Source organism: Mycoplasma putrefaciens KS1 (assembly GCF_000224105.1).
GTDB lineage: Bacteria > Bacillota_I > Bacilli_A > Mycoplasmatales > Mycoplasmataceae > Mycoplasma > Mycoplasma putrefaciens.
In genome coordinates, this window is record NC_015946.1 from 24083 (window position 1) to 47597 (window position 23515).

Sequence of the window (23515 nt, forward strand, 5' to 3'; positions counted from 1 at the left end):
TATTAATTTGTTAGACTAATAAATGTATTTTGTGATCATAAAAAAGTGATCTTAGTTTTGAAATTAATAATATAAAGTTTAATTTAAAAAAAGTAGTCTTAGCTACTTTAAACTTCTTAATATATTTTTGTGACTTTATTTAACATCGTTAATGTCTTTGATAATATTGGCCCTGTTGCAAACACAAAAATAATTGTTCCTATATTTAGGTAGTTTAATAAGAATTTTCCCTTTAATTCTCAAGCAACAGGATTTACTAGAAGTAATATTAACCCTGGTAAAAATATTAATAGATCCATTAAAACTCTTGAAGTGTTGAACGGTAAATTAGTCATCTTCATAAAACTTGTATTAATTGAGTTGTACGGACTTATTAATCATCCTGAATGAACTCAGAAAGTTAATCCAACAATGTATAGAATATAAGCAATCAAAAAGAAAATTGTTCTATACTGATATACTGTTGTTTTAATCATTCAATCATTATAACCAATTGCACCTAACATTGCTATTTGACCATCAATTGCAAAAGGAATTGTAAAAATAATAATTAAGTCTAAAACAATTAAAACAACTAATTCTAGTCATAGTTTTTTATCTTTATTTTTTTTATACTTTCTGAAAATTGAAACTGATAAAAATATAGCAGACAAAACTAGCAAAGATCCATATAAAGCAAATAAAGCTCATTTGTATGAATCTAAATTTACAAGACCTGTACTCATGTCTCATTTACTAAAAATTCCTAAAATTGCAAAATTTGTAAAATCCACTTGGCTTGCTCCAACTGCAGTTACTGCATAAACTGCAATAGAAAGTGAAAATATATATATACCTAAAATTAAGCAAGCAAGCTTAATTAGATACTTTTTATGATTTACTTTTAAATCTATAATAAATTTTTTCATATAACCCCCTTTTATTCTCTTTCCTTGTTAATGTATTATAAAGCAATAATTAAATTTTAAAATATCAAATTAAAAATAAAGTTAAGCTAAAGTTTAGTTTTGAGGTCATTCACTTGGTTATTTGGATTTACTTTATCAAAGATTTTTACCACGTTTTTGTTTGAAAAAGATATGTATAAAACGATTGCTGAAGCAACTGAAATAGAGTATTGAATTAGATCAACAATCAACTCTTTAGTTGCTTCAGATTTTGCTGTTAAAAGATCTTGAGACCCTCAAGTTAGTAAAAAACCATATAAAACGTATAAAAATATCATTAGCTCAGCAGTTAGAATAGTTAAAATAAAATTAATTTTTTTATTTAAAAGTTTTATAACAATAAACATTAGTAAGTGAATAACAATCGAAGCAGGAATAAAAATTGCTCCTCCAGAAACTAAATCAAATATTGTTGAATATAAAATACCGCTTATTGCCATCATAGGTCCATTTATAAAAAATGTAAGACTTAAAAATAAACCATCAGCTATTTGAAATTTAGCTATACCAATTTCAATCATCGAAGTGGTTATAGCTATTGTGACTAATAAAGCGGTTATTATTGCAGTTGTTATAATGTATTTCAAATCTTTTAAGAGTGAGAATCAATTAAGTATATTCATTCTTTTTCTAGTTATCATTTCTTCTTTTCTCTTTCTTAGGAATATTAATTAATTTATTATTTTAACTTTACTATTAATTAGTTTTCTTTTTTTAAATTAATTTATTAGATTATTTTATTTTTATAATATTGACTAAATTTATATTAAATTTCTCTCATTTTATCGTAAAACTTGGATTAAATATTAATTTTTATTCTTTGATATAAAGTAATGATAATTATTTTTACATTTGCAACAAAGAAATAATTAATTAAGTTTTTATATATTTTAGACATTGTTTAATGTAATGAATTTCAAATGAATAGAATATTTCCATTAAATGTTAAAGATCAAAGATACTATTTAAACTTAATCTTTAAGTTAGATTGCTTTGATATTTAATAAAGTTTAAATTACAAAATACGGAGTATTTTAGTATCAAAACAACTATTATTTATAGTAAATATTGATTATTTTAGTGTCTATAGCATATTAGACATAGTTAATTATTTATTTTTTTATTAAGTTGTTTCTTTGACTTGATTTTTTCTTTTAATCTATGTTATTTAAGCCTTAATTCAAGTATCTAAGAATTAATGCTTAACACCTGTTTTGGACAAATATACAAATACCAACAGTAGATTGTTAACTATTTTTTATTAAATGATTAGTTTTAATTGCTATGGGATTTTGTTATTTAAACATTATTAAATAGTTATATCTAACTCCAACAAAACTTAAAATATTAGTAGTTAGTAGTCTTATAAGTATTTAAAGTAGATAAATATGTTCATCTGTTTTATTAAGATTTTAGAATTTTAGTAGTGTTAGTTAGCAAACAAGTAATAAAAAACAATTCAAGAGTAACTGCCATCAAGATTAAATTGTTCAGCGTACAATGATTATTTAATAGTTTTATCTATTGTTAGCTTTAAAAATAAAAACTTAAACAAGATATTGGATTTCTTACTAATCTGAATATTTAAAGTTTATTAAATATAGATTGCTCTTTTTTTAAATGTTTAGTTATTTTAATCATTTTTATAGTATAGGTTAAATTTATATTAAATTTCTCTCATTTTATCGAAAAACTTAGCTTAAATAATATTTGTAATATTTAACTTAAACATCTATTCACTTATTCAAAAATTTACTAATAGATTTTTGAGTATGAAAACTTATAAAGTTAAGAATTTAATTTAGCTAATTTTTTCAAAAGATAACAAAAGAAATTACTAAAATACATAAATAAAATTGCACTATAATTTGCTGATTTATATAGAAAAATACTATTTTAACATTAATAAATTATTAATTTTATAAGTTATAATAATATATTTGTTTTCCTTTCTTCTTTTATTGTGATGATTTCAATAACGTTATTATCAATTACTAGTTATTTATTTAAATCTTTTAACTTTTAATATAAAAAATCATTACTTATTTTATAACTGAAATTTATATTCTTTTTTTATTTATTTGAGTATTTTACATTCAAAATACTCAGTATTTATGATAAATACTGCTCATATTTTAAAATTTTAGTTTGAACTACTTCATTGGAGTTAGTAAAAGTTTTCAGTTAATATTTTGCGCATTTTTGTCCCGTCTTAATCTATTATTTAGAAGCTTCAATATTTTTATCTAACTAAGTCTATTATTAGTTATTTTAAAAATATTAGAATTAAATGCATATTTAAAATATACTTTTTTAGTGTATTAAAGTAACTCATATTTTAGATGTACACAAAGTGTGAATTTATTTCAATAAATAAGCTTGTATTAAGGCATGTGACCTACAATTAATTCTTTAATTAATAGATAAAGGTTTTATAAAGTCCTTTCTCAAAAAAATTTTGGTTACTCAATTTAAAAACAGTTTTTTTATTTTTTTAAAATACTTATTATTTATTTTTTACATTTATTCTCACTAAAACTTTAATAAACATTCAGATATATAAAATAATGTTAGTTTTGTATGTAATTTAAATAGTTTATATGGAAGTAATTTTCTTTTTAGTGTTGAAGTAATTTACTAGTTTTTATATTTTTAAAATATTGACTAAATTTATATTAAATTTCTCTCATTTTATCGTAAAACTTGGATTAAATATTATTCTAAATTTATTGGTAACTATTAGTTTTCATATATTTATGTGCTTAAAAGAAGTCTAAATATGTATTTAAAACTATTTGAAGAATTAATTTTAATACTGTTTAAATTACTAAATACTTATTTAGATTTGGAATCTTATTAGCATTTAATAAATGATTTAAGATTCTTACTTGTATTATCATTTGGTTTTTTAAAACTTTAGATTCTATAAATTATTGTTAGCTTCCTATTAAATTAATATAGAAAATTATTAGACTATTTTTACTTGTTTGGTGAACCGATAATTATAGTCACTGATAAAATAATTTTTTTATTAATTATTAATACAGTATTTAATTTTTTAAGGTCTATTGATCGCATAAGTTATGTTTAATTTTATTTAGTTATTATTTATCTATTTTTATATTATTGACTAAATTTACATTAAATTTCTCTCATTTTATAGTAAAACTTAGCTTAACTGATATTTTTTATTTTTGATTTAGTATTTACTTTTAATATAGAATCAGTCAAGAATATTTATCGAACCTATCTAAATTCTAGTTAAATTGAAATATTATTCTTGTTAAAACTCAAAACCAAAAACTAAATATTATGGGAGATTTAATCTAGTTGAATTAATAGAATTTAACAAAACTAATGACTAAAATTTTTAAGTATAATTTCATTAGAATTAGCTATTTTAGATAGCAAGATGCCCCCTTTGACATTAATAAATTATTAGTTTATAAGAACTTAGTTATCTTTTATTTTTGGATAGATATTTTAACTTTTTAATACGAATATCATTATATTCATCTTATAACTTTAATCTATATCTTTTTATGTTATTTATAATCAAAATACTTAGTATTTATCATAATACTTTATAATTTAAAAACTTTAATTTATATTACTTGATTGCGGTCAGTCAAATCTCTCAATTAATGTTTTTTTGTATTTTATAACTTAACTTATATTGACTAAGTTATTATTTTATAAATCTTAGCTTTTTATTATTTTTCTAATAAATTAAACTCACTTTTAGTAACCTTTTAAAAATCATTAGAGACGGAATGTACATTAAAGTATATGTTTTTCAGTTCAAAATTTAATGTACCAAACCCTATTACTTATTGATTAATAAATACAAGAGTGGATTATTTTATTAATAATAAAAGACTTTCTAGTTCTTGCAAATAAAGCCTGATTAAATGATTTTAGCTATTTAGACATTAGTCAAACTAAATTTTATTTAAATAGTTTGTGTGTAATTAATATAAGAAAGTTTTTACTAATTTTTATGAATAGTTAAAATGTTTTTTTATTTGTTTTATCTATTTTGTGTTTAATAAACCATTAAATGTTTAAAAGACAAAACATGCAAAATAACAGTAGATTTGCGCGCGATTAACATAATAAATTAAGTTTAAGGTTTTTGCAAGAATAGATAGTTTTAGTTAACAAAAAGAGAGAAAACTCCTTATATTTATTCATAGCAATTTGAATCTTTAGAATTTAATTAATATAAAGTTAAGTTAAATAACCAAAATATTTTTTAATCTTTAGAATCTAAAAAGCATATGTAAATCTCTACTTGGTTTGAAAACAATTCTCTTTTTTAAGTGCTAAATTAATTTACTCATTTTTATATTATTGACTAAATTTATATTAAATTTCTCTCATTTTATCGAAAAAATACTTTAAATAAGATTTTTAGCTTTCAAACTTGGAAGATTAACTTAGCAACCGATTTGAACTAGAAATTAATAAATATCTATCTAAAATTTGTTTGATAATTTATTTTGTACTATAAATTTCTAAAAGTTTTTACTACAAAAAGTTACCTTAATTTATGATCAAAAAAGGAATATTATAGATAACTTATATAAGGGAGTTTATCAAATATAACTAGATACTATAGAGATAAGATTACGAGATAAAAATAAATATAATTAGTTTATCTTAAAGACCCATTTTAATTTGAGTTAACTTGCTTTCATTTACATTTATCTTTGCTAATTAATACGCTTTATTTATTTACTCTGTTAATTAAATCTATTCAAACCTTGCATTTTTTTAAAATTCTTAATTCTTTTGAAGCGTTATTTAATGCTTGAAATTATTAAATATTTTTTAAGATATTATTGATTGTTTGCTATATATTTACGTCTTTTTAGATTTAATATTTTGCAACTCAAATCACTTGAGTTATGCACATTTTAATTTATTTGTTAGTCTAGGTTATTAAATAGTGTTTATTAGTTTTATTAAGTGAGCAATTGATTCTTTATTTACGACCTTTTAAGGCTTGGTAATTAAGAAAAATGTGTTATGTTAATTATTTATTAGAATTTATTTAGTTCATTTTTTAAATATTGATCAAATTTATATTAAATTTCTCTTATTTCATAGATAAACTTGCCATAACTATGATTTTTATTTTTGTTCTAATATTTACTTTGTACCTTTGAATTGATTTCCAATACCTACCTATTGTAATTAAATTAATAATCAATAATTAATATTTTCAACCCTATAGAATAAATATTTAGCTATATATCTTATAGATATTTATAAAATATTAAGATTGTTGTGATGCAGGTAAAAAAATTAACAGTAAAATTGTACCAAGACAAATTAATTTATATTTAGAGTATATATACCTACTAAGTTAAATATTAAATAGCTAATTTATGTGTTTATTTTATTAGTAAATATTATATTTTCTAATGATACTTCTAGTATTTATTACTTTTAAAATAAGTGGGTTATTATTCAAATTTGATTAATTTTTATAATATTCTATATAGTCTTAAACTTATATTTTTTGTTATTTAAAAAGGATTATTTATAGATTAATTATAAAGCTCTTTTTATTAAAATATTTTCTATTTATTATAAATGCTAACTAATTTTAAATAGTTTTATTCTTTTAAAGCAATTATAGACTCTTCATTTTTGGAGTTTAAATCTTTTTGTTATTCTCTTTTTATTCCTATTACTATTTCTTAAAATTTTTAAAATATTAGTCGCTCTTATTTGGTTTTTACCAACTTGTTCGTAACTTTTATCAATTTACTTGCTATTTTTAGGTTGTTGAATTATCTCTATATGTGTTTGTCAAAAGTGAAATTAAACTACTATTTTAGTTAATTAAAATGTGCTTAATTAATACAAAATATGTAAAATACTAGTAATTTTACATGCAATTAAAACAGATAAAATAAAATGAACTATAATACCGCATTGTTAAAAATTGGTATTAATTAAAATAACAAGTTAAAAAATAATCTAGATATTTATATTAATTACACTATTCGTCATATATTTTAAAAAACAGTAATTTATTTTAAGCAAAAAGCTTATTTTATTTTTATGATTTGACACATTAAACAGACAGATAATGCTAATTTTGATTATCCATTACTTAGTTTTATTAGATTATTAGATTTTGCTTATTTTTATATTATTGATTAAATTTATATTGAATTTCTCTCATTTTATCGAAAAACTTAACTTAAATATAATTCTAAACTTTAATTTATTAGATCAAAAACAAACCATTATAGATTTTTCTAAAGCTAGTAAATTAGCATATTTCCTAGTCTAATATAGGAATTTAGATTTAAAAATAAACTAGATATTATTCTTATTAGAATTAGAGCTAGAATTACAGAAATTTTAAATATTATTTCAATCAAAGTAATAGATTTGTATTATATGAGTAATTAATTTGTATGATTAAAAATATTTTTATTATTTTTAAATAGTTGTTTTTTAACTTTATAGAATTTAAATTGAAATTTAATTCAAAATCTTAGTAAAAAAATATTTTTAATTTTAGTTAATAATTTGAACATAATTAATCAACTATCTGCTCAAAATATTTTCCTTGACTACTTCTTATTGAATATTTGTACCAATAAATTAAATTGTAAAGTATTGTTTATTACTAAAAAAATATTTTACAGTTAGTATTATTGATGTTTTTATCTTTAGTAGTTTTGTTAGAAATTTTTATCTTTTAAATAAAAAAATTAGTTTCAAATGTATTGCTTTAGTAGGACTTGTAACTAAAACTACCCTTTTGTTTTCTTCATAAGTTTGAAAAGCTATTTGTAATAAATTGAACATTTTATCAATAAAATATCTGATTTTATCTTAATTAATAGTTAATTTTATAATTTAAATTTAGAGAGAATTACTATAATTTATACCTATATGTTTTCTTAGCTATTAGCGTTTATAATGCTCATCACATCATATTAAATTAAATTAACTTTAATTTGACATTTTAGCAAGTTGTTTTATTTTTCGTCGCTAAATTGAGTTAATGTTATTTAAAGTTATTATTAAATTAAGTAATTAGTTATAAATTTGTAATTACAACTAGTTCAATTAGTCAAATTTATATTCAAAATAGAAATTTGATTTTATCTTAATATCAATCTTATTATCATTGATAATTTTGATTATTACAATAAGAAATGAACTTTTAAAAAAAGCACATATGTGCTTTTGTTTGTAGTCATAATAGCATTCAAAACTTAAACAGAATTAAGTAAGAGCTAGACTTGTGTATTTAGACTAAATTACAATTTATTTAGATTTAAAAAATTAGATTGTCTACTATCTAATAAATTAATATTTTATTTACACTGTGAACAGATTAATAATCTTTCAACATTTCTATACCGATGTATTTAACGACTTGAATTAACTTTTGACTATCAATGAGATTTTAAAATAGTTATTGATAAGATCTTTTATCAATAACTTAATTAAATTTAGTTAAGTATTAAACTTTTAAAAAATCTTAGCAACTTAGAATCAGTATTTATTAAGTTTTTACCACAACAATTATAAGTGTTGTTTTGTTTTTAAAGACGCTATAGATTTAGGTTTAATTATAACTTTTGTAAAACATTATCTATTTATTTTACAATCTTGTATCTCTAACTGATGTGAACTTTGATATGCAACACTGTAGTTATTGGTATAAAACAACTCTTGAATTTTTAATGTTGTTAATTATTTTATTAGTAACTCTGTTATAGTTTTTCTTTTTAATTCATAACTAGATTTATAAGCAAAATTAAACCTCCTTGTAACAAGGAGGCAAATTTATTATTCTTTTGGTTCAATTGGTGTTTCTTGTTTAACCTCTTTTGGTTCAGTTTTTATTGTTTGAACTTCCATTGGCTTAACTTCCATTGGTTTATTTTCTTTTGATTGAGTCTTTTTAACTGGAGCTTTTTTTGCTGGAGTTTTCTTAACTGGAGCTTTTTTTGCTGGAGACTTCATTGTTTTAGTTTCCATTGGCTTAACTTCTTTTGGCTCAATTCTTTGAACATTTAATCATGAATCTAAAACTTTATAATGTTCATCTCTTGCATAATAAATTCCTAAGCAATGAACAGTTGGTTGTTCATATATGTGAGTATTTTTTAAATGCTCAATGAATGTTTTAGCATGTCTATATGAAACTAATTCGTCTTGTTTAGAATGAATGTGCAAAACATTGTCTCATTTTTCAAAGTCTTCTAAACGATTGAATCTTTTAATTGGTCATTTTGATGCAAGACAGAACAATGGTAAGAATAGATAAGATAGATACATAAAGTATCAAAACATAGGAAATGAATCATTAACTATATTTTCAAAAAATGAGTTATACCCGGCATCAACAATAAATTTGTCAACACCTTGGTTTGAGTATTTGTGTAAATAATTATATACAGTTCCTCCACCCATTGATTCTCCATAAACAACTAATTCTTTTGGATTTAGGTTAGTTTTAACAGCATCAATTACATCTTTTAAAAGATCTGCTTCTTTAACACCTAATGTACATTTACCAAATTTTTCAGATTCTCCTCAACCAAAATTATCATAAGCAATTACTGAATATCCTCTTGGTATGAAATAATCTAAAAGCTTAATTGCATTACGGTTATTTGATAAAACTCCATGACAGTAAACAACTACTTTTTTACTATTTCCATGTTTAAAAAGATTTAAGTCACCAAAACGAGTTTTAATTGTCTTATAAGGTTTATCTAATCCTGATAAGTCTAAATGATCAAAGTTATAACCATTTTCTTTTGCAATTCTGTTTTCAAAATCAATTGAGTCTTGATAAGTTACTTTTGTATTTAATTTTTCACTTACGCGTTTTCAAATATAAAATGAGATCATTTCTAATCACCTATTTTCTATAATGTTATTTTATTTTTCCTTTTTTAGTTTTTTGGTGCTTTTCATTAAATGTGTGATCATCAATTTCTCTTGTTATAAATTCAGGTTCTTTAAACATAAAGATTAGAATCAACATAGCTACAAGCATAGAAATTGAACAGATTATTCAAACTCATAAACCTTGTGTTCCATCAATACCAAAAAATGCAACACGTGATAAAAATGAGTTAATAAGTACAAAGATAATTCCACCAAAACCATAAGTAATTGAGTTAAAGACAACAAAAGTTGCTGGTCTAGTGTTTGGGGTGGTAACTCTTGAAATAAATTCATAGCCTAAAGCTACTGACAATGTCCCAGTAATTCCTCCACCAATTCCACCAATTAAACTGTTGATTATTACTTGATCTGGTTTAACAACATAAGCCACTATTCCTATTGACAAAAAGCTTATTGAAGCTAGAAAGGCGGCTAAAATTAAGAATTTTTTCAAACTAATTTTAGAAATAATTTTTAGTATTAAAAAAGTTAATAGTAATTGAGGACCTAAAGAAAACATTTTTTGATATCCTAATTGATCTGGGGCATTAACTTGTTTTTGTGAACTAGTTAAGTTTTCAACTGTATTAATTCAAATTGAGTTAAACGCTTGAACACCACCAATTAGAATTAAAAACACAACAATCCCTACAATAAAATTTTTATTTTTAACAATATCTTTTAATGTAAACTGTTTATTTTTTTCTATTGTTTGATTAACTTCTTTAAATTTCTTTTCACTAACTTGATCTTGATTAACATGTAGTTCTTGAAAAGCATTGTCAGGCATAAAAATTGCTAAAAATATAGCTAAAATTAGAATAAAAACTCCTACCAAGTAATAAGGATAAGCAGTTGATCAGCTAATAGTTGATTTGTATGAATTTAACCTAAATAGCATTTGAGTTAATCCAAATGAACCCAGTGAAGCTCCAACAGCATAGAAGTTTCTAACAAATGCAATTTTAACATTTGTTCTTCTTGCAATTGAAGTTGCTCATGGATCTAAAGCTGTTCGATATGAATATAGTAATGCAAATAGTGGAGTAAAGATAAAAATTAATAATGAAAGTGTAGAAATAACAGGCATAACTACAAACATTACTAATGAAAAAGCAAGAAGAAGCGGAAGAATAAAAATCTTATACTTTTTCTTTTTAGTAATAGCAAAAACTAATAAAGGTCCAGAAATAAAAGAAGCGGCAAGACCTGCTGCAGCAAATAGTATTCCTTCTATTTTAAAAGCACTGTCAATGTTATTGTTATAATACTGATTTACAATTTTAAAAGTATGATCTGTTTGATTCTGATTGCTAGTTAAAATTTTGTAGAATTGATCAATACTATTAATTCCTATTTTTTTAAAACTAAAAGATTCAATTCCGGAAATATTTACTGATTCTTTTGTCAAATCTGCTTTTAATCAGCCATTAAATAAAACGACTTTTTGAACAAATCATTCAAGATCATAAATCATTGAAGATGTGACTCCAACAAGTATTCAGAAAACTATTAAAACAATTAACGACTTTTTCTGCTGTCTTTTTAATTCCATTTTCTCTCCTAGTAAATTCTATTTTTTTAATTTCTTTTAACACCGACGGTGCTTAATCTAATTTTATATTATTTACTAGTTAAATTAGAAGTAAGCTAGTTAATAAAACATAAATAAAAACCGAATAAAGTCGGTTTAATCTCTTCGAATATTTACTAATCTCTTGGATATAAATCAGGATAATCTGATATGTAACCATTAATTAATTGTTTATACATTGAATGCATTTTTTCTACATCACTCATTTTTTTAAAAGTTCAAACATTTAAAGGAATGTTTAAGTTTAAAAATAACTCTTGATTTTTTGGTTTTTTTAATAAGCTGATTGGTGGATGTAGAAAGTCAAATTTTTTAGCTAATTCAATATCAAATAAAGACATTTTTTCAAATAAGTATCCTGTTTTAAAGCCATCATTACTGCTTCTTTTTAAAATCTCGTGTAAAACATTTGTTGAAAATGAAGAAACAATAATTTCAACACCCTGATTAGTATATTTTTTAATTGCGTTAAATACGATATCTAATTGTTTATCAGTGAAGTTATCAGGCTTAATTTCTATGTTGATCATTTGATATTGTTTAAAGTATTGATCCATAAATTCTTCAAATAAGGCGGGTAATGAATCAGGGTTTTCAACAAAAAAAGGAATTTGTTTAATTTCATTGTAGGTTAAAGATTTAACAGTTTTATCTAAGTTTCCAATTCTTTTAAAATGATGATCATGAAAAATGATAATTTTATCGTCTCTTGTTAGTCTGATATCAAATTCTACAGCTTTAGTGATTTTTAAGGCATTTTTAAAATCATAGACTCTGTTTTCTCCATATAAACCTCTAAAACCACGATGAGCCACTAAAATCATATTATTTCACCTTTAATTTTCTACTTTGATATATTTTATTTACTTATGATTTTGATATTTTAATCTTAATCGAATATGTCTTGAATGATTGATGAAAGTTTATTAGTAAGCTATCATCAAAATTATTATATAGTCTTATCTGTTGAAACTGAGAAGTTTTATTAATAAGGATTTTTTATAAGATTTTAGAAATTTATAAATTAATAATAAAAAGGTTCATCACTTTTTCTTAGTATTAAGTAGTTTTAACAATTTTTGTATTAATTTGTAATTTTTGTCTGTTGTTTAAATATGTTAATAAAAATCCAGCACCCATACTAATTGAACCAAAAATGATGATGGTAAACATAAGTATTTGATATGCTGTTTGATTGTTTTTTGCTTTTGGCAGATTAGGATCAATTACTTTATATTGTTTCACTAAATAGCTTTGTAGTTGTTGAAATTAGGCATCTGGAGTAAAAGCCATCACTGATACTAAATCAACTGCAATCGCATAGTATTTTTAGAAATTCCTATTTTAAATAATGTTGCTCAACGATTAGTTATCATTGCTTAACACAACGCTTCTAAACATAAAAAATAGATAAATAACCACTTGAACAAATCTAAAGTATCATCTAGGGGCTTGATGTAAAAGTCACCCAACTTTAAATCCAAGCAATAACATAACTATAGTTAATAAAACTATTCCAATTAAAAATACCGATCATTAAGAATCTAATGTATTTTTTAGTTTTATCATGCAGGAGCTGAAAATATAAATCTAAATAGATAAGTTCTAAAACCCCTAAAAAATAGCTCCAGCTGCTACAGCTAGTGAAATTTCAAGATATGAAACTAAAATACTTAGTTCCATTTGATACATATAAACTCCCATCACAGCTAATGAGACTAATCAAATTTTGTAATTTTTAAGAACTCTTAAGATATCTTTTAAATTAAAACTCTTATTTTCTAATTTTTCATTTTTGTCTTCTTTAGCAAAGATAGTTAATAGTAAAACAGTTAAAGCAATTAGCCCACAAAAAATATAAATCATAATACTAAGTATCCAAAAAATACTAAAACTGCACCTGTGAATTCATTAAAACTTCTGTGAATTCCATTTAAAATTCGTTTTGTTCTGGTTTTCCTTGTTGAGCGAGTGATTTTGATAGCGGTACTTAAAAAATGATCTTAGCAAAAGCTTAAATTGAATAAATTATACATAGATGAGTATATCTAGACTCTACTCTAATCAGATTTAGCTGGACACTATTAGTAGTATGAATCAACGCTCCATCAGCTGTTAGTCCAATTGAACCGCACCAAATTCCTTAAATACCAAATGTAGATAGCCCAGAAATCGTTAGTCATTTAACACTGAATTTATCTCCTAAAATACTTCCAAGAAAATAAATTACAATGAAAATATAACCATAAATTGCACTTGCTTGTAATAAATACTCTGTTTTAACACCTAAATATAATGAAATTATTTCTGGACTCATAACATTTCTTAGATATGATGGAAAAACATAAACTAATGCATCAGTAACAGCTATTAATAAAATGATAAATAAGGTTTCTTTATCTAGTACTTTTAAAGTATTGTCAAAAAACTTTTTAAATGAGTTTTGTTTTGTAGTCATTTATGTTTTTTTGCCTTTCTACTTTTCATTTTGATTATAGTAATCGTAGTAGTGACAAAATATTTTTAGAGGTTCAAAATGTAGTTACATATCATCTATAATTATAAGTAGAGGTGGTGAACTTTATGACAATATCTGGACTTTATGATGTTCACTGTCATTTGAACGATCCTAAGTATTTTGACTTAGATATGACTTCAACTGAGATAATATTGGAAGCAAAAGAAGCAGGTGTGGATTTTATTAACAATATTGGTTATGATGTTAAATCATCTAAAACTGCAGTGATTCAAGCAAATTTATCATCAAGTGTTTTTGCCGTAGTTGGGATTCATCCAAATTATGCTCATTTATTTACCCATGAAGCTTATGAAATAATTGAAGAACTAGCTCAGTCTAATGAAGTTGTTGGAATAGGTGAAACTGGTTTAGATTTTTCTAAGACTGATAAGTATCAAAAACAACAATTAGAAGCATTTGAAAGACAAATTGATCTAGCTAAAAAATTAGATTTACCTTTAATGATACATTTAAAAGATCATTCAGAACAAGTCAAAGTTTATGAATTGGCATATAAATTATTAAAGGAAAAACAAGTCAAAAAAGCTGTCATTCATTCATATGAAGGGCCTTTAGAATGAGCTAAAAAATTTGTTAAATTAGGATTTTTAATTTCAGTAAGTGGGATTGTTACTCACAATAAAAAAGTTCAGTCAGTGATTAGTGAAATTTCATTAAATAGTTTAGTTGTTGAATCTGATGCTCCTTATTATTTGCCTACTCCTTATAAAAATAGTTTAAATTATCCAAAGTTTTTACCACTAACTGTTAAATATGTTGCTAGATTAAAAAAGGTTTCTGAACTAGTAGTTGCTCAAACTACCAGATCAAATGCCAAAAAGTTATTTTTAAAAGACAAGGTTAATAGTTAATAGCATCAAACTTATTATCATTAACTTAACTAGTAGTATAAAAGTTGTCTAAAGTTTTATGATTTTGATGTGAAATTTGATATTGTGTTAATTTTAATCTTTATATATAATTAATTTTGAGGAAGCCCTAACCGGATTCCTCACAAAAATTCTTATATATTTGAATATATTTTAAATACTCTAAATATTTCTTATAGTTATATTTTTTAAATCATTATTCATTTTGGATATATGTATATGACATTTGCAAAGGTCGTTTTTTATACATAATTTTAAAAATTCTATTATTCCAAATTCTTTTTATAATACATTTAAATTACTTTTTATTTATTATGTCTACATAGATTTCATCTATATTATCTCGATATAGATTTGTCTCCTTTCTTATTTTCTAAAAACGACCAACTATTTTTAGAACCGCTTATCTTTTAGAGTGCGTTATAAAAATAAAGAAAGACGTTCATCCGAACGTCTTTTTTATTCTACTAAGTTTTCAAAGTTTAGTACTTTATCGGCTCAATTTGTTTCAAAGTTAATATCATGAGTAGTTATTAATACAGTTCCTTGAAATTGTTGAATTGCTTCTAGTAATGATTCTTTTGCTAAAACATCAATGTGATTAGTTGGTTCATCTAGTATTAATAAACTGGCTGGTTCTAAACTGAGTGAAGCTAGTCTTACTTTTGTTTGTTCTCCTCCAGAAAGTTGTTTTAAGGGATTTAACATTAACTCTGATTTAACTCCAAATCTTGAGATTGTTGCTCTTATTTCTGGTTCTAACATTTTTGGATGTCTAGTCATTAGATAAGATATAGGTGTTTCTTGATTAGCAAAATCTTCAGTTTGGTGAAAGTATCTAATTTCAACACCTTCACCTAGTTTCACTGAACCACTAATTGGTGAAATTTCATTTGCAACAGTTTTTAAAAAGGTAGTTTTACCAATACCGTTATAACCTTTAACAATACATTTTTGTCCTTCTCGTAATTCAAAAGTTAAAGGTTCAGTTAAAGCAAAACCATAACCAATTGTTAAATTTTGAGCTTTAACAACAATTGCTGAATTAGGTCTTTTATATTTAAAACTCATTTTTGGTTTCACTAGTTTTTGACGTTGATTCATAACATCAATTTTTTCTAATTGTTTCTGACGAGATTGGGCGCTACGTGCTGTTGATGCTCTTGCTGCGTTTCGAGAAATATAATCTTTTAATTTTGCAATTTGTTGCTGTTGAGACTCTCTTGCTTTATCATATTGTTCAGCTTTTAGTGCTGATAGTTCTAAATATTTGTTGTAATCCCCTACATAACGATTAATTTGTTGGTTTTCAATAGCAAAAATGATTTTAGAAACTTTATTAATAAAATCAACATCATGACTTACTATTAAAAATGCGTGTTCATAGTTATTTAAAAAGTTAGCTAATCATTCTACTTGATCAACATCTAAAAAGTTAGTTGGCTCATCTAGTAAAATAAAATCATCATTTTTTAACAGTAATTTAGCTAGTAAAATCTTTCCTCTTTGTCCACCTGATAATTGACCCAATTTTTTTGACATATTTTCAGGATTGATTCCTAATCCAGCAACTAAATTTCCAATAGTTTTATCAATTGTATCAAAACCATGACTAGATAGATAATCTTGCAATTCTAATGCTTTTATTAAATCTTCTTCTTTGTATTCCACAGCCATATTTTCATAGATTTGATTAATTTTAGCTTCAATTTCATATAAATCTTTAAAAGCATCTTTTAGATAATCTTGACTAGTAATATTCATGTCAACTTCTTGATGTTGATCTAAATAGCCAATTTTTGCTTTAGGGTGTCATTCAATTGTGCCGTGATCTGGAGTTATTTTTTGAGCAATGATGTTTAACAAAGTAGTCTTTCCAACACCATTAGGACCTACTAATGCAACATGCTCATTTTTATTAATTCTCATTTCAGAATTTTTATATAAAATTTTAGCTCCATTTTGATGAGAGATATTTTCTAAAACTATTAAACTCATTTTTTACCTCCAACAATATACAAATTATAATTATATAACCAAGATTTAAATTATTTTCAAACTATTAATTTTTGTCAAAACGATTAGTTTTAAACTCTATAAGTTATTAGAAATTTTACAAAATTAACAACAATGATCAGACATGAAAAGATACTGTTTTTTGTTATCATTATTTTATAGTGAGGTTTAATAAACAATGAACAATAAAGATATTTATATATTTGGTCTTTCTGCGGGTCAAAAACTAGCTAAAGAAGTTTGTGACATTTTAGGAATTGAACAAAAGCAAGCTAAAACAACTAAATTTGCTGATGGAGAAATTATCGTTGAATCAGTTGACTCAGTCAGAGGTAAAGAAATTTATGTAATTCAGTCAACAAGCACTCCTGTAAATGAAAACTTAATGGAATTATTAATTGCAATTGATGCTTTTAAAAGAGGAAGTGCAGAAAAAATTAATGTTGTAATTCCTTATTATGGATATGCTCGTCAAGATAGAAAAGCAAAAGGTCGTCAACCTATTACTTCAAAACTAGTTGCCGATTTACTAACTAAAGCCGGAGCAGATCGAGTAATTGTGTTTGATATTCACTCTCCACAAACTATGGGATTTTTTGATATACCAATGGATAACTTTCAAACATCACAAATTCTTGCAAATGAAATTGTAGATACAATTATTAATGAAGGTTTTGATCGTGAAAAATGTATTCTAGTTTCACCTGATTATGGAGGATTAAATAGAGTGCATAAAGTTGATTCATACACAACTAATATGACTAATGGTATTGCTGTAATTGGAAAGAGAAGACCAGAGCCAAATAAAGCAGAAATTGAATTTATTTTAGGAGATATTCAAGATAAAATTTGTTTTATTATTGATGATATGATTGACACTGGAGGAACTATTATTAGTGGTGCTAAAGCATTAAAAGATAATGGTGCTAAAGATGTTTATATCTTTGCTTGTCATGGTTTATTTAATGGTCCAGCTAGAGAAAGAATGGTTCAAGCTATCAAACAGGGGATTGTTAAAAATGTTGTGGTAACTAACACAATTGAAATTTCAGAAGAAAAAAAATTCGATGGTTTAAAAATAGTCTCAGTTGCTAGTTTATTAGCTGATATGATAAAAACTTCTCAAGATCATAATTCATTAACAGAAGTTTATAACAAAAATAAAGATCAGATTAGAAGCAAAATTGAAAAATTTATTGAAAAGGCCAATTAATGAAATTAATTGTTGGATTAGGTAATCCCGGTAAACAGTACCAATCAACAAGACATAACGCTGGTTGGATAGTTCTTGATATTTTGCTTGAAAGATATGGTTATAACTCTGTTAGACAAGAATTTAATTCAGAAATTTATACAAGTTTAGTTGGTAATGAAAAAGTATTGTTTGTTAAACCTTTAACTTTTATGAATAACTCCGGAATTGCAATTTTTCAAATTATGAATTACTACAAGATCAATATTAATGATTTAATTGTGATTCATGATGACAAAGATTTAAGCATTTCAAGACTTCAATTTAAAAAGACTGGATCTGCTGCTGGTCACAATGGGATTAAATCTATTATTCAACACCTTTCAACTCAAGATTTTTATAGGTTAAGGATCGGAATCGATAGTCCTAGAGATGGATGAAAAATCATTGATTGAGTTTTATCTAAATTTAGTGATAACGATCTTTTATCAATCAAAAATCTTGTTCAGCAAAAATCAGATTTTGTCATTGATTTTGTCGAAAATAAGAGCTTTTTATACATAATGAATAAATATAATTAAGTTCTTTATTTACTTAAATTTTTCTAATTTTTTAGACAAAAAATTAAGTTCTTTAGTGTAGGTTTTCTGATCCTGTTTTGTCAATAAATTTGACAAATTAGAGTAATATAAGAGTAAAATTAGAATAAACTAACAAAATTTAACTTTGATAAAAGTTAAATAAATAAGGAGAATTATAAAATATGAAAAAAACAACAAATAAAGTAGTTTTAATAGGTGCTGGAGCTGTTGGAACATCATTTTTATATGCAGCTATTAATCAAGGAATTGCTGAAGAATACGTATTAATCGATGCTTTTGCTGAACCTGCACAAGGAAACGCTTTAGATTTAGCTGATACTTTAGCTGTATTACCTCAATCATTTAGTTCAATTAAAGCCGGAAGTTATGAAGATTGTAAAGATGCTGATATTATTGTTATTACAGCTGGAAGACCTCAAAAACCAGGTGAAACAAGATTAGAAATGGTTGCAGGAAATGCTGAAATCATGAGAAATATCGCTTTAGAAGTTAAAAAGTCAGGATTTGACGGAATTACTGTAATTGCTTCAAACCCAGTAGATGTTATTACCCACGTTTATCAACAAATTACAGGATTTGATCAACACAAAGTTATTGGTTCAGGAACAACTTTAGACTCAGCAAGACTAAGAAGATTATTAGCTGCTAAATTGAATGTTCAAGTTTCAAGTGTTAATGCTTATTTAGCTGGAGAACACGGAGATTCATCAGTTGCTATTTGATCAAAAGCAAATGTTATGGGTCAACCAATTTCTTACTATCTAGAAACTAAACAAATTACACAACAAGATTTAGAAGAAATTGAAAAAGAAGCTATTATGATGGCGTATAAGATTATTAACCTAAAACGTGCTACATTCTATGGAATTGGTGCATGTTTGACTAGAATTGTACGTGCAGTTTTAAAAGATGAAAAAGCTTGTTTAATGGTTGGTGCTAGATTAAACGGTGAATACAAAAATAAAGGACTATACACTGGAGTTCCAGCAGTCATTGGAGCAAATGGTTGAGAACAAATCATTGAATGGGATTTAAATGAAAAAGAACAACAAAGATTTGATAGTTCATGTGAAACATTAGCAAAAACTATAGATTCAGTTAAAGACATTATTAATCAAAAATAATTAATATTTAAAATAGAAGGCTTTATGTTAACTACATAAGGTCTTTTTTTGTTTAGTTCAGATTAAATAAATATTTATAAATAAAAAAGTTTATTGTGATAGTTGCTAGTTTTTATCAAAAGCACTAAAAGATTGAATAAAGTCACAGTAGTATAATAAATTAGGATATCAAGAGAGGTGAAAATATGAAAAAATTAGTGGCAATTACTGGGGCTAGTTCAGGAATTGGACTAGAATGTGCTAAATTATTTTCAAAAAATGGTCATCCTTTACTAATTATGGCAAGAAGAAAAGAAATTTTAGATGATTTAAACTTGCCAAACTGCTTAACTGCTAAAGTTGATGTTAAAAATATTGAAGAGATCAAACAAGCTATTAGTCTAGCTGAACAACAATTTGGACCAGTTGATTTAATGATCAATAATGCAGGAATTATGCCTTTAGATAAATATGTTGATCAACCACTTGAACAAAAATACGATATCTTAGATACCAACATTAAAGGTGTTATTAATGGGATGGATGCAGTTTTACCATCGATGTTAAAACAAAACCATGGAACTGTTGTTAATATTTCAAGTGTTGCAGGAAGATATACTTATGAAAATCTTGCAATCTACAACGGTTCTAAGTTTGCGGTAAATGCCATTACTCAACAAGTAAGACGAGAGTTAGCACATAGTAATATTAGATTTACTTTAATTGAGCCTGCAATAGTTAAAACTAACTTATTATCATCAACTACTAGAAAAGATATTTTAGATAATTATATGAAAGCAGTTGATAGAATTAATGGTGGTCTAAAACCTGAACAAATTGCAAAAACCATTTTATATGTTTATCAACTACCACAAGATGTTTGTATCAAAGAATTAATGATTACTCACACAAATCAAATGGTCTAATAGCTAAAAACGGATTGTTTAAATACAGTTCGTTTTTTTATATTTTTAAGTTTAAGCTTAACAGCTTAGTATAAAAAAGATCGTCTAATTGACAAATTCTAAAAGATTTTGTTTAATTTCTTGCTTTGAACTTTTATTTTTGTTGATATAAAATTATTTCGTAGATCAAATCAAATAAAAGTGTAAAAATAGAAAGGTATAAAAAATGCTAAGAATTCTTGGACACGTTTTAAAAACATTATTTTGAATTTTAATTGGTGTCGTTTTATTTGCTTTTGCAGTCTTTTTAATAGGATTTAAAGCAGATTTAGATTACATAACCAACCTTCAACAAGCTTTAAAAACTTCTGATTTTAATTTTTTCTGAAACAGTGCTACTAGTGCTGTAAGCGGAAAAACATTAACTGATCTATTAACATTTAAAGTGGAATTACTAAATCAAAAAATCGGTATTGGAATAATTTTATATGCTATTCCAATTGGTGTTTTAGTAGGAATTGTTTGATACATTGTTTTAATTAGTAAATGAGCAGTAAGAAGAAAAAAAGCAAAACAAACTAAGAAAATATAATTAAGTAAAGTTATGATGAAAAAAATTTTAACACCATTCTTACTAGCTTTAGGTATTGGTTTTACAGGATATTTTACAACTAGTTGTAGTGTATTATCTAAACCTTTATTTCCAAAACCACAAGAAAAAGAACCTACTAAAGAAGAAAACAAACAAGCTATCGAACAAAGAATAAAATCTCTTAGAGACTTTATAGGAGATAAATCAGTCAAGACTCCAAATGGTGAAATTTCGACAAAAGAAATAGACGAATTATACGAAAAATATAATAGTAAAATTGGTTCTTTAGATGATAAACAAATAAAAGAAGCAAGAGAAAAACTTGATTTAATATTTAAAAAAGATTTATTAAAAGAATTTAAAAATGGTGGAAGTTCTTTAAATAATTTAATTAATGAAATGAAAGAAATATTTAAATAAATTTTAAAATTGAGTCAAAAAAGACTCTTTTTTAGTTTTTATTCTAATAGATATTTCAATAGTACTGGTGTTTAGTAATTATTAAAAATATAGAGATATTTAAAATAAAAAGTATTCTAAAAATTAAAAATAACTAGTCAATACTATTTGACATAAAAACAAAATTCACAATCTAGTTTTATAATTAAAGAGTTAAATAAAACTTTTAAATTAGTATAATAATTTAAATTGCTTTTCGGAGAAGAAAAACATGAGTAAAAAATTTTATGTAACCACACCAATTTATTATCCTAGTGGTAATTTACATCTAGGACACGCTTATACAACAACACTAGCTGACATTTTAAATAGGTATAAAAAAGAACAAGGATATGAAACTTACTTTTTAACTGGAAGTGATGAACACGGACAAAAAATTGAAGCCAAAGCAAAAGAAGCAAAACTTACCCCCTTAGAGTATCTAAATCCTAAAGTTGAGAATTTTAAACAATTATGAACAAAATTAAATATTGTTTATGACAAATTTATAAGAACAACTGATGATTATCATGAACAGGCCGTTAAAAAACTTTTTACTAAGTTATATGAAAAAGGTTTAATTTATAAGGGTCAATACGAAGGTATTTATTGTGTTAGTTGTGAAGAATTCTTAACAGCTGAACAAGTAGATGAAAATGGGTTTTGTAAAATTTCAAATACTCAACCCCAAAAAGTTAATGAAGATACTTATTTTTTAAAGGTTAGTGAGTTTCAAAATTTTGTTGAAGAGTTATTAAAAACAGAATTTTTAATTCCTGATTATAGAAGAAACGAAATGTTAAAAAATTTTGTTAAACCAGGTTTAAAAGATCTTTCAGTAACAAGAGTAAGTTTTAAGTGAGGTATTCCAATTGATCAAGACCCAAATCACATTATTTATGTGTGATTAGATGCTTTAAGCAACTATATAACTGCTTTAGGTTACTTACAAGATGATGATCATTCATTTAAAAAATTTTGAGCAGATCCAGAGACAGAAATTTTACAATTAGCGGGTAAAGAAATTATTAGATTTCACTCGATATATTGACCAGTAATATTAAAAGCCTTAGATTTAAGACAACCAACTCATTTGCTAGGTCACGGATGAATTTTAAATAAAAATACCAAGATGAGTAAGTCACTAGGAAATGTAATTGACCCAATGAAAATTATTGAACTTTATTCATCAGACGCATTAAGATTTTACATTGCCAATGATTTACCAACCGAAAAAGATGGTAACTTTAGTCTAGAGTTATTTTTAGAATCATTTAATGCACATCTTGCTAATAATGTTGGCAACTTAATAAGCAGAACTCACAATATGATTACTAAGTATTTTGATGGTTATATAGATCTAACTGATGTTGAATATGATAGCGAGTTAATTAATCTAAGTATGCGAACAATTGATCAATACATTGAAAATATGGATCAATATAAAATAAGTAGTGCAGTTAGAAATGTTTTAAATTTATCTGCAGCATGTAATAAGTTTATTGAAGATCAGGCACCTTGAAATCTAGCAAAAGAACAAAACACTTATCAATTAAAAAATGTTTTGGCTACACTTCAAAGATCTATGTCAATTATTAGTTATTTACTAAAACCCATTTTAGTAGAAAAATATGACGATATGATTGAACAGTGTGGATTAAAAAATGTTAAGCTTGACTTCAATAATTTAAAAACCTTTAAAGATCTTAAATTTAACAAACTAGGTGACAAAAGAGTTTTATTTGTTAGAATTAAATAATAATTTAATAGCACTGATAAAA

17 protein-coding genes are annotated in these 23515 nt (G+C 24.4%); 8 read left to right on the forward strand and 9 right to left on the reverse strand.

Features of this window, described 5'->3' with window-relative positions:
- Positions 1 to 116: 116 nt before the first annotated feature.
- The 8 genes from MPUT_RS00115 to MPUT_RS03765 form a co-directional block, all read right to left on the reverse strand.
- Positions 117 to 908 carry an SPE_1075/MLC_0560 family membrane protein gene (locus MPUT_RS00115; RefSeq protein WP_014034786.1) on the reverse strand — a complete coding sequence of 264 codons (792 nt, stop codon included), beginning with the start codon at positions 906 to 908 and terminating at the stop codon, positions 117 to 119.
- A gap of 86 nt (positions 909 to 994) precedes the next feature.
- Positions 995 to 1588: an ECF transporter S component family protein gene (locus MPUT_RS00120; RefSeq protein ID WP_014034787.1), complete on the reverse strand. Its 594-nt coding sequence runs from the start codon at positions 1586 to 1588 to the stop codon at positions 995 to 997.
- A gap of 7186 nt (positions 1589 to 8774) precedes the next feature.
- Positions 8775 to 9845 (reverse strand): alpha/beta fold hydrolase, encoded by a 1071-nt coding sequence (locus MPUT_RS00125; RefSeq protein ID WP_014034788.1) that lies wholly within the window; start codon positions 9843 to 9845, stop codon positions 8775 to 8777.
- Between the two features lie 25 nt (positions 9846 to 9870).
- Positions 9871 to 11439 carry an MFS transporter gene (locus MPUT_RS00130; protein ID WP_014034789.1) on the reverse strand — a complete coding sequence of 523 codons (1569 nt, stop codon included), beginning with the start codon at positions 11437 to 11439 and terminating at the stop codon, positions 9871 to 9873.
- A 155-nt stretch (positions 11440 to 11594) separates the two neighbouring features.
- On the reverse strand, positions 11595 to 12302 hold the full coding sequence (locus MPUT_RS00135; RefSeq protein WP_014034790.1) for a glycerophosphodiester phosphodiesterase: 708 nt from the start codon (positions 12300 to 12302) through the stop codon (positions 11595 to 11597).
- 235 nt (positions 12303 to 12537) lie between these two features.
- Positions 12538 to 12723, reverse strand: coding sequence for a hypothetical protein (locus MPUT_RS03755; RefSeq protein WP_231992255.1), 186 nt, complete (start codon positions 12721 to 12723; stop codon positions 12538 to 12540).
- A gap of 369 nt (positions 12724 to 13092) precedes the next feature.
- The gene (locus MPUT_RS03760) at positions 13093 to 13344 is read right to left on the reverse strand and encodes a hypothetical protein (RefSeq protein ID WP_231992256.1); all 252 of its coding nucleotides are present in this window, start codon (positions 13342 to 13344) and stop codon (positions 13093 to 13095) included.
- A gap of 277 nt (positions 13345 to 13621) precedes the next feature.
- A complete protein-coding gene (locus MPUT_RS03765) occupies positions 13622 to 13936 on the reverse strand; it encodes a hypothetical protein (protein ID WP_231992257.1) in 315 nt (104 codons plus the stop codon).
- A gap of 125 nt (positions 13937 to 14061) precedes the next feature.
- On the opposite strand from MPUT_RS03765, the gene MPUT_RS00145 reads away from it, so the two are divergent.
- Positions 14062 to 14868: a TatD family hydrolase gene (locus tag MPUT_RS00145; RefSeq protein WP_014034791.1), complete on the forward strand. Its 807-nt coding sequence runs from the start codon at positions 14062 to 14064 to the stop codon at positions 14866 to 14868.
- Positions 14869 to 15345: 477 nt separating this feature from the next.
- Here the strand turns inward: MPUT_RS00145 and MPUT_RS00150 are convergent, their stop codons facing one another.
- Complete coding sequence (locus MPUT_RS00150) at positions 15346 to 16884, reverse strand: ABC-F family ATP-binding cassette domain-containing protein (RefSeq protein WP_014034792.1); 1539 nt, start codon at positions 16882 to 16884, stop codon at positions 15346 to 15348.
- Positions 16885 to 17080: 196 nt separating this feature from the next.
- Here MPUT_RS00150 and MPUT_RS00155 point away from each other — a divergent pair, with 196 nt between their 5' ends.
- From MPUT_RS00155 to metG, 7 genes are all read left to right on the forward strand, one after another.
- Positions 17081 to 18115 (forward strand): ribose-phosphate diphosphokinase, encoded by a 1035-nt coding sequence (locus MPUT_RS00155; RefSeq protein ID WP_014034793.1) that lies wholly within the window; start codon positions 17081 to 17083, stop codon positions 18113 to 18115.
- Positions 18115 to 18675, forward strand: a complete 561-nt coding sequence (pth, locus tag MPUT_RS00160; RefSeq protein ID WP_014034794.1) for an aminoacyl-tRNA hydrolase — start codon at positions 18115 to 18117, stop codon at positions 18673 to 18675. The genes MPUT_RS00155 and pth overlap by 1 nt, the downstream gene beginning before the upstream one ends.
- 182 nt (positions 18676 to 18857) lie before the next feature.
- Positions 18858 to 19820 carry an L-lactate dehydrogenase gene (locus MPUT_RS00165; RefSeq protein ID WP_014034795.1) on the forward strand — a complete coding sequence of 321 codons (963 nt, stop codon included), beginning with the start codon at positions 18858 to 18860 and terminating at the stop codon, positions 19818 to 19820.
- A 185-nt stretch (positions 19821 to 20005) separates the two neighbouring features.
- The gene (locus MPUT_RS00170) at positions 20006 to 20725 is read left to right on the forward strand and encodes an SDR family oxidoreductase (RefSeq protein ID WP_014034796.1); all 720 of its coding nucleotides are present in this window, start codon (positions 20006 to 20008) and stop codon (positions 20723 to 20725) included.
- Between the two features lie 205 nt (positions 20726 to 20930).
- The gene (locus MPUT_RS00175) at positions 20931 to 21296 is read left to right on the forward strand and encodes a hypothetical protein (RefSeq protein ID WP_014034797.1); all 366 of its coding nucleotides are present in this window, start codon (positions 20931 to 20933) and stop codon (positions 21294 to 21296) included.
- 12 nt (positions 21297 to 21308) lie between these two features.
- Positions 21309 to 21716 (forward strand): hypothetical protein, encoded by a 408-nt coding sequence (locus MPUT_RS00180; protein WP_014034798.1) that lies wholly within the window; start codon positions 21309 to 21311, stop codon positions 21714 to 21716.
- A gap of 250 nt (positions 21717 to 21966) precedes the next feature.
- The gene (gene metG / locus MPUT_RS00185; RefSeq protein ID WP_014034799.1) at positions 21967 to 23493 is read left to right on the forward strand and encodes a methionine--tRNA ligase; all 1527 of its coding nucleotides are present in this window, start codon (positions 21967 to 21969) and stop codon (positions 23491 to 23493) included.
- Positions 23494 to 23515: the final 22 nt, after the last annotated feature.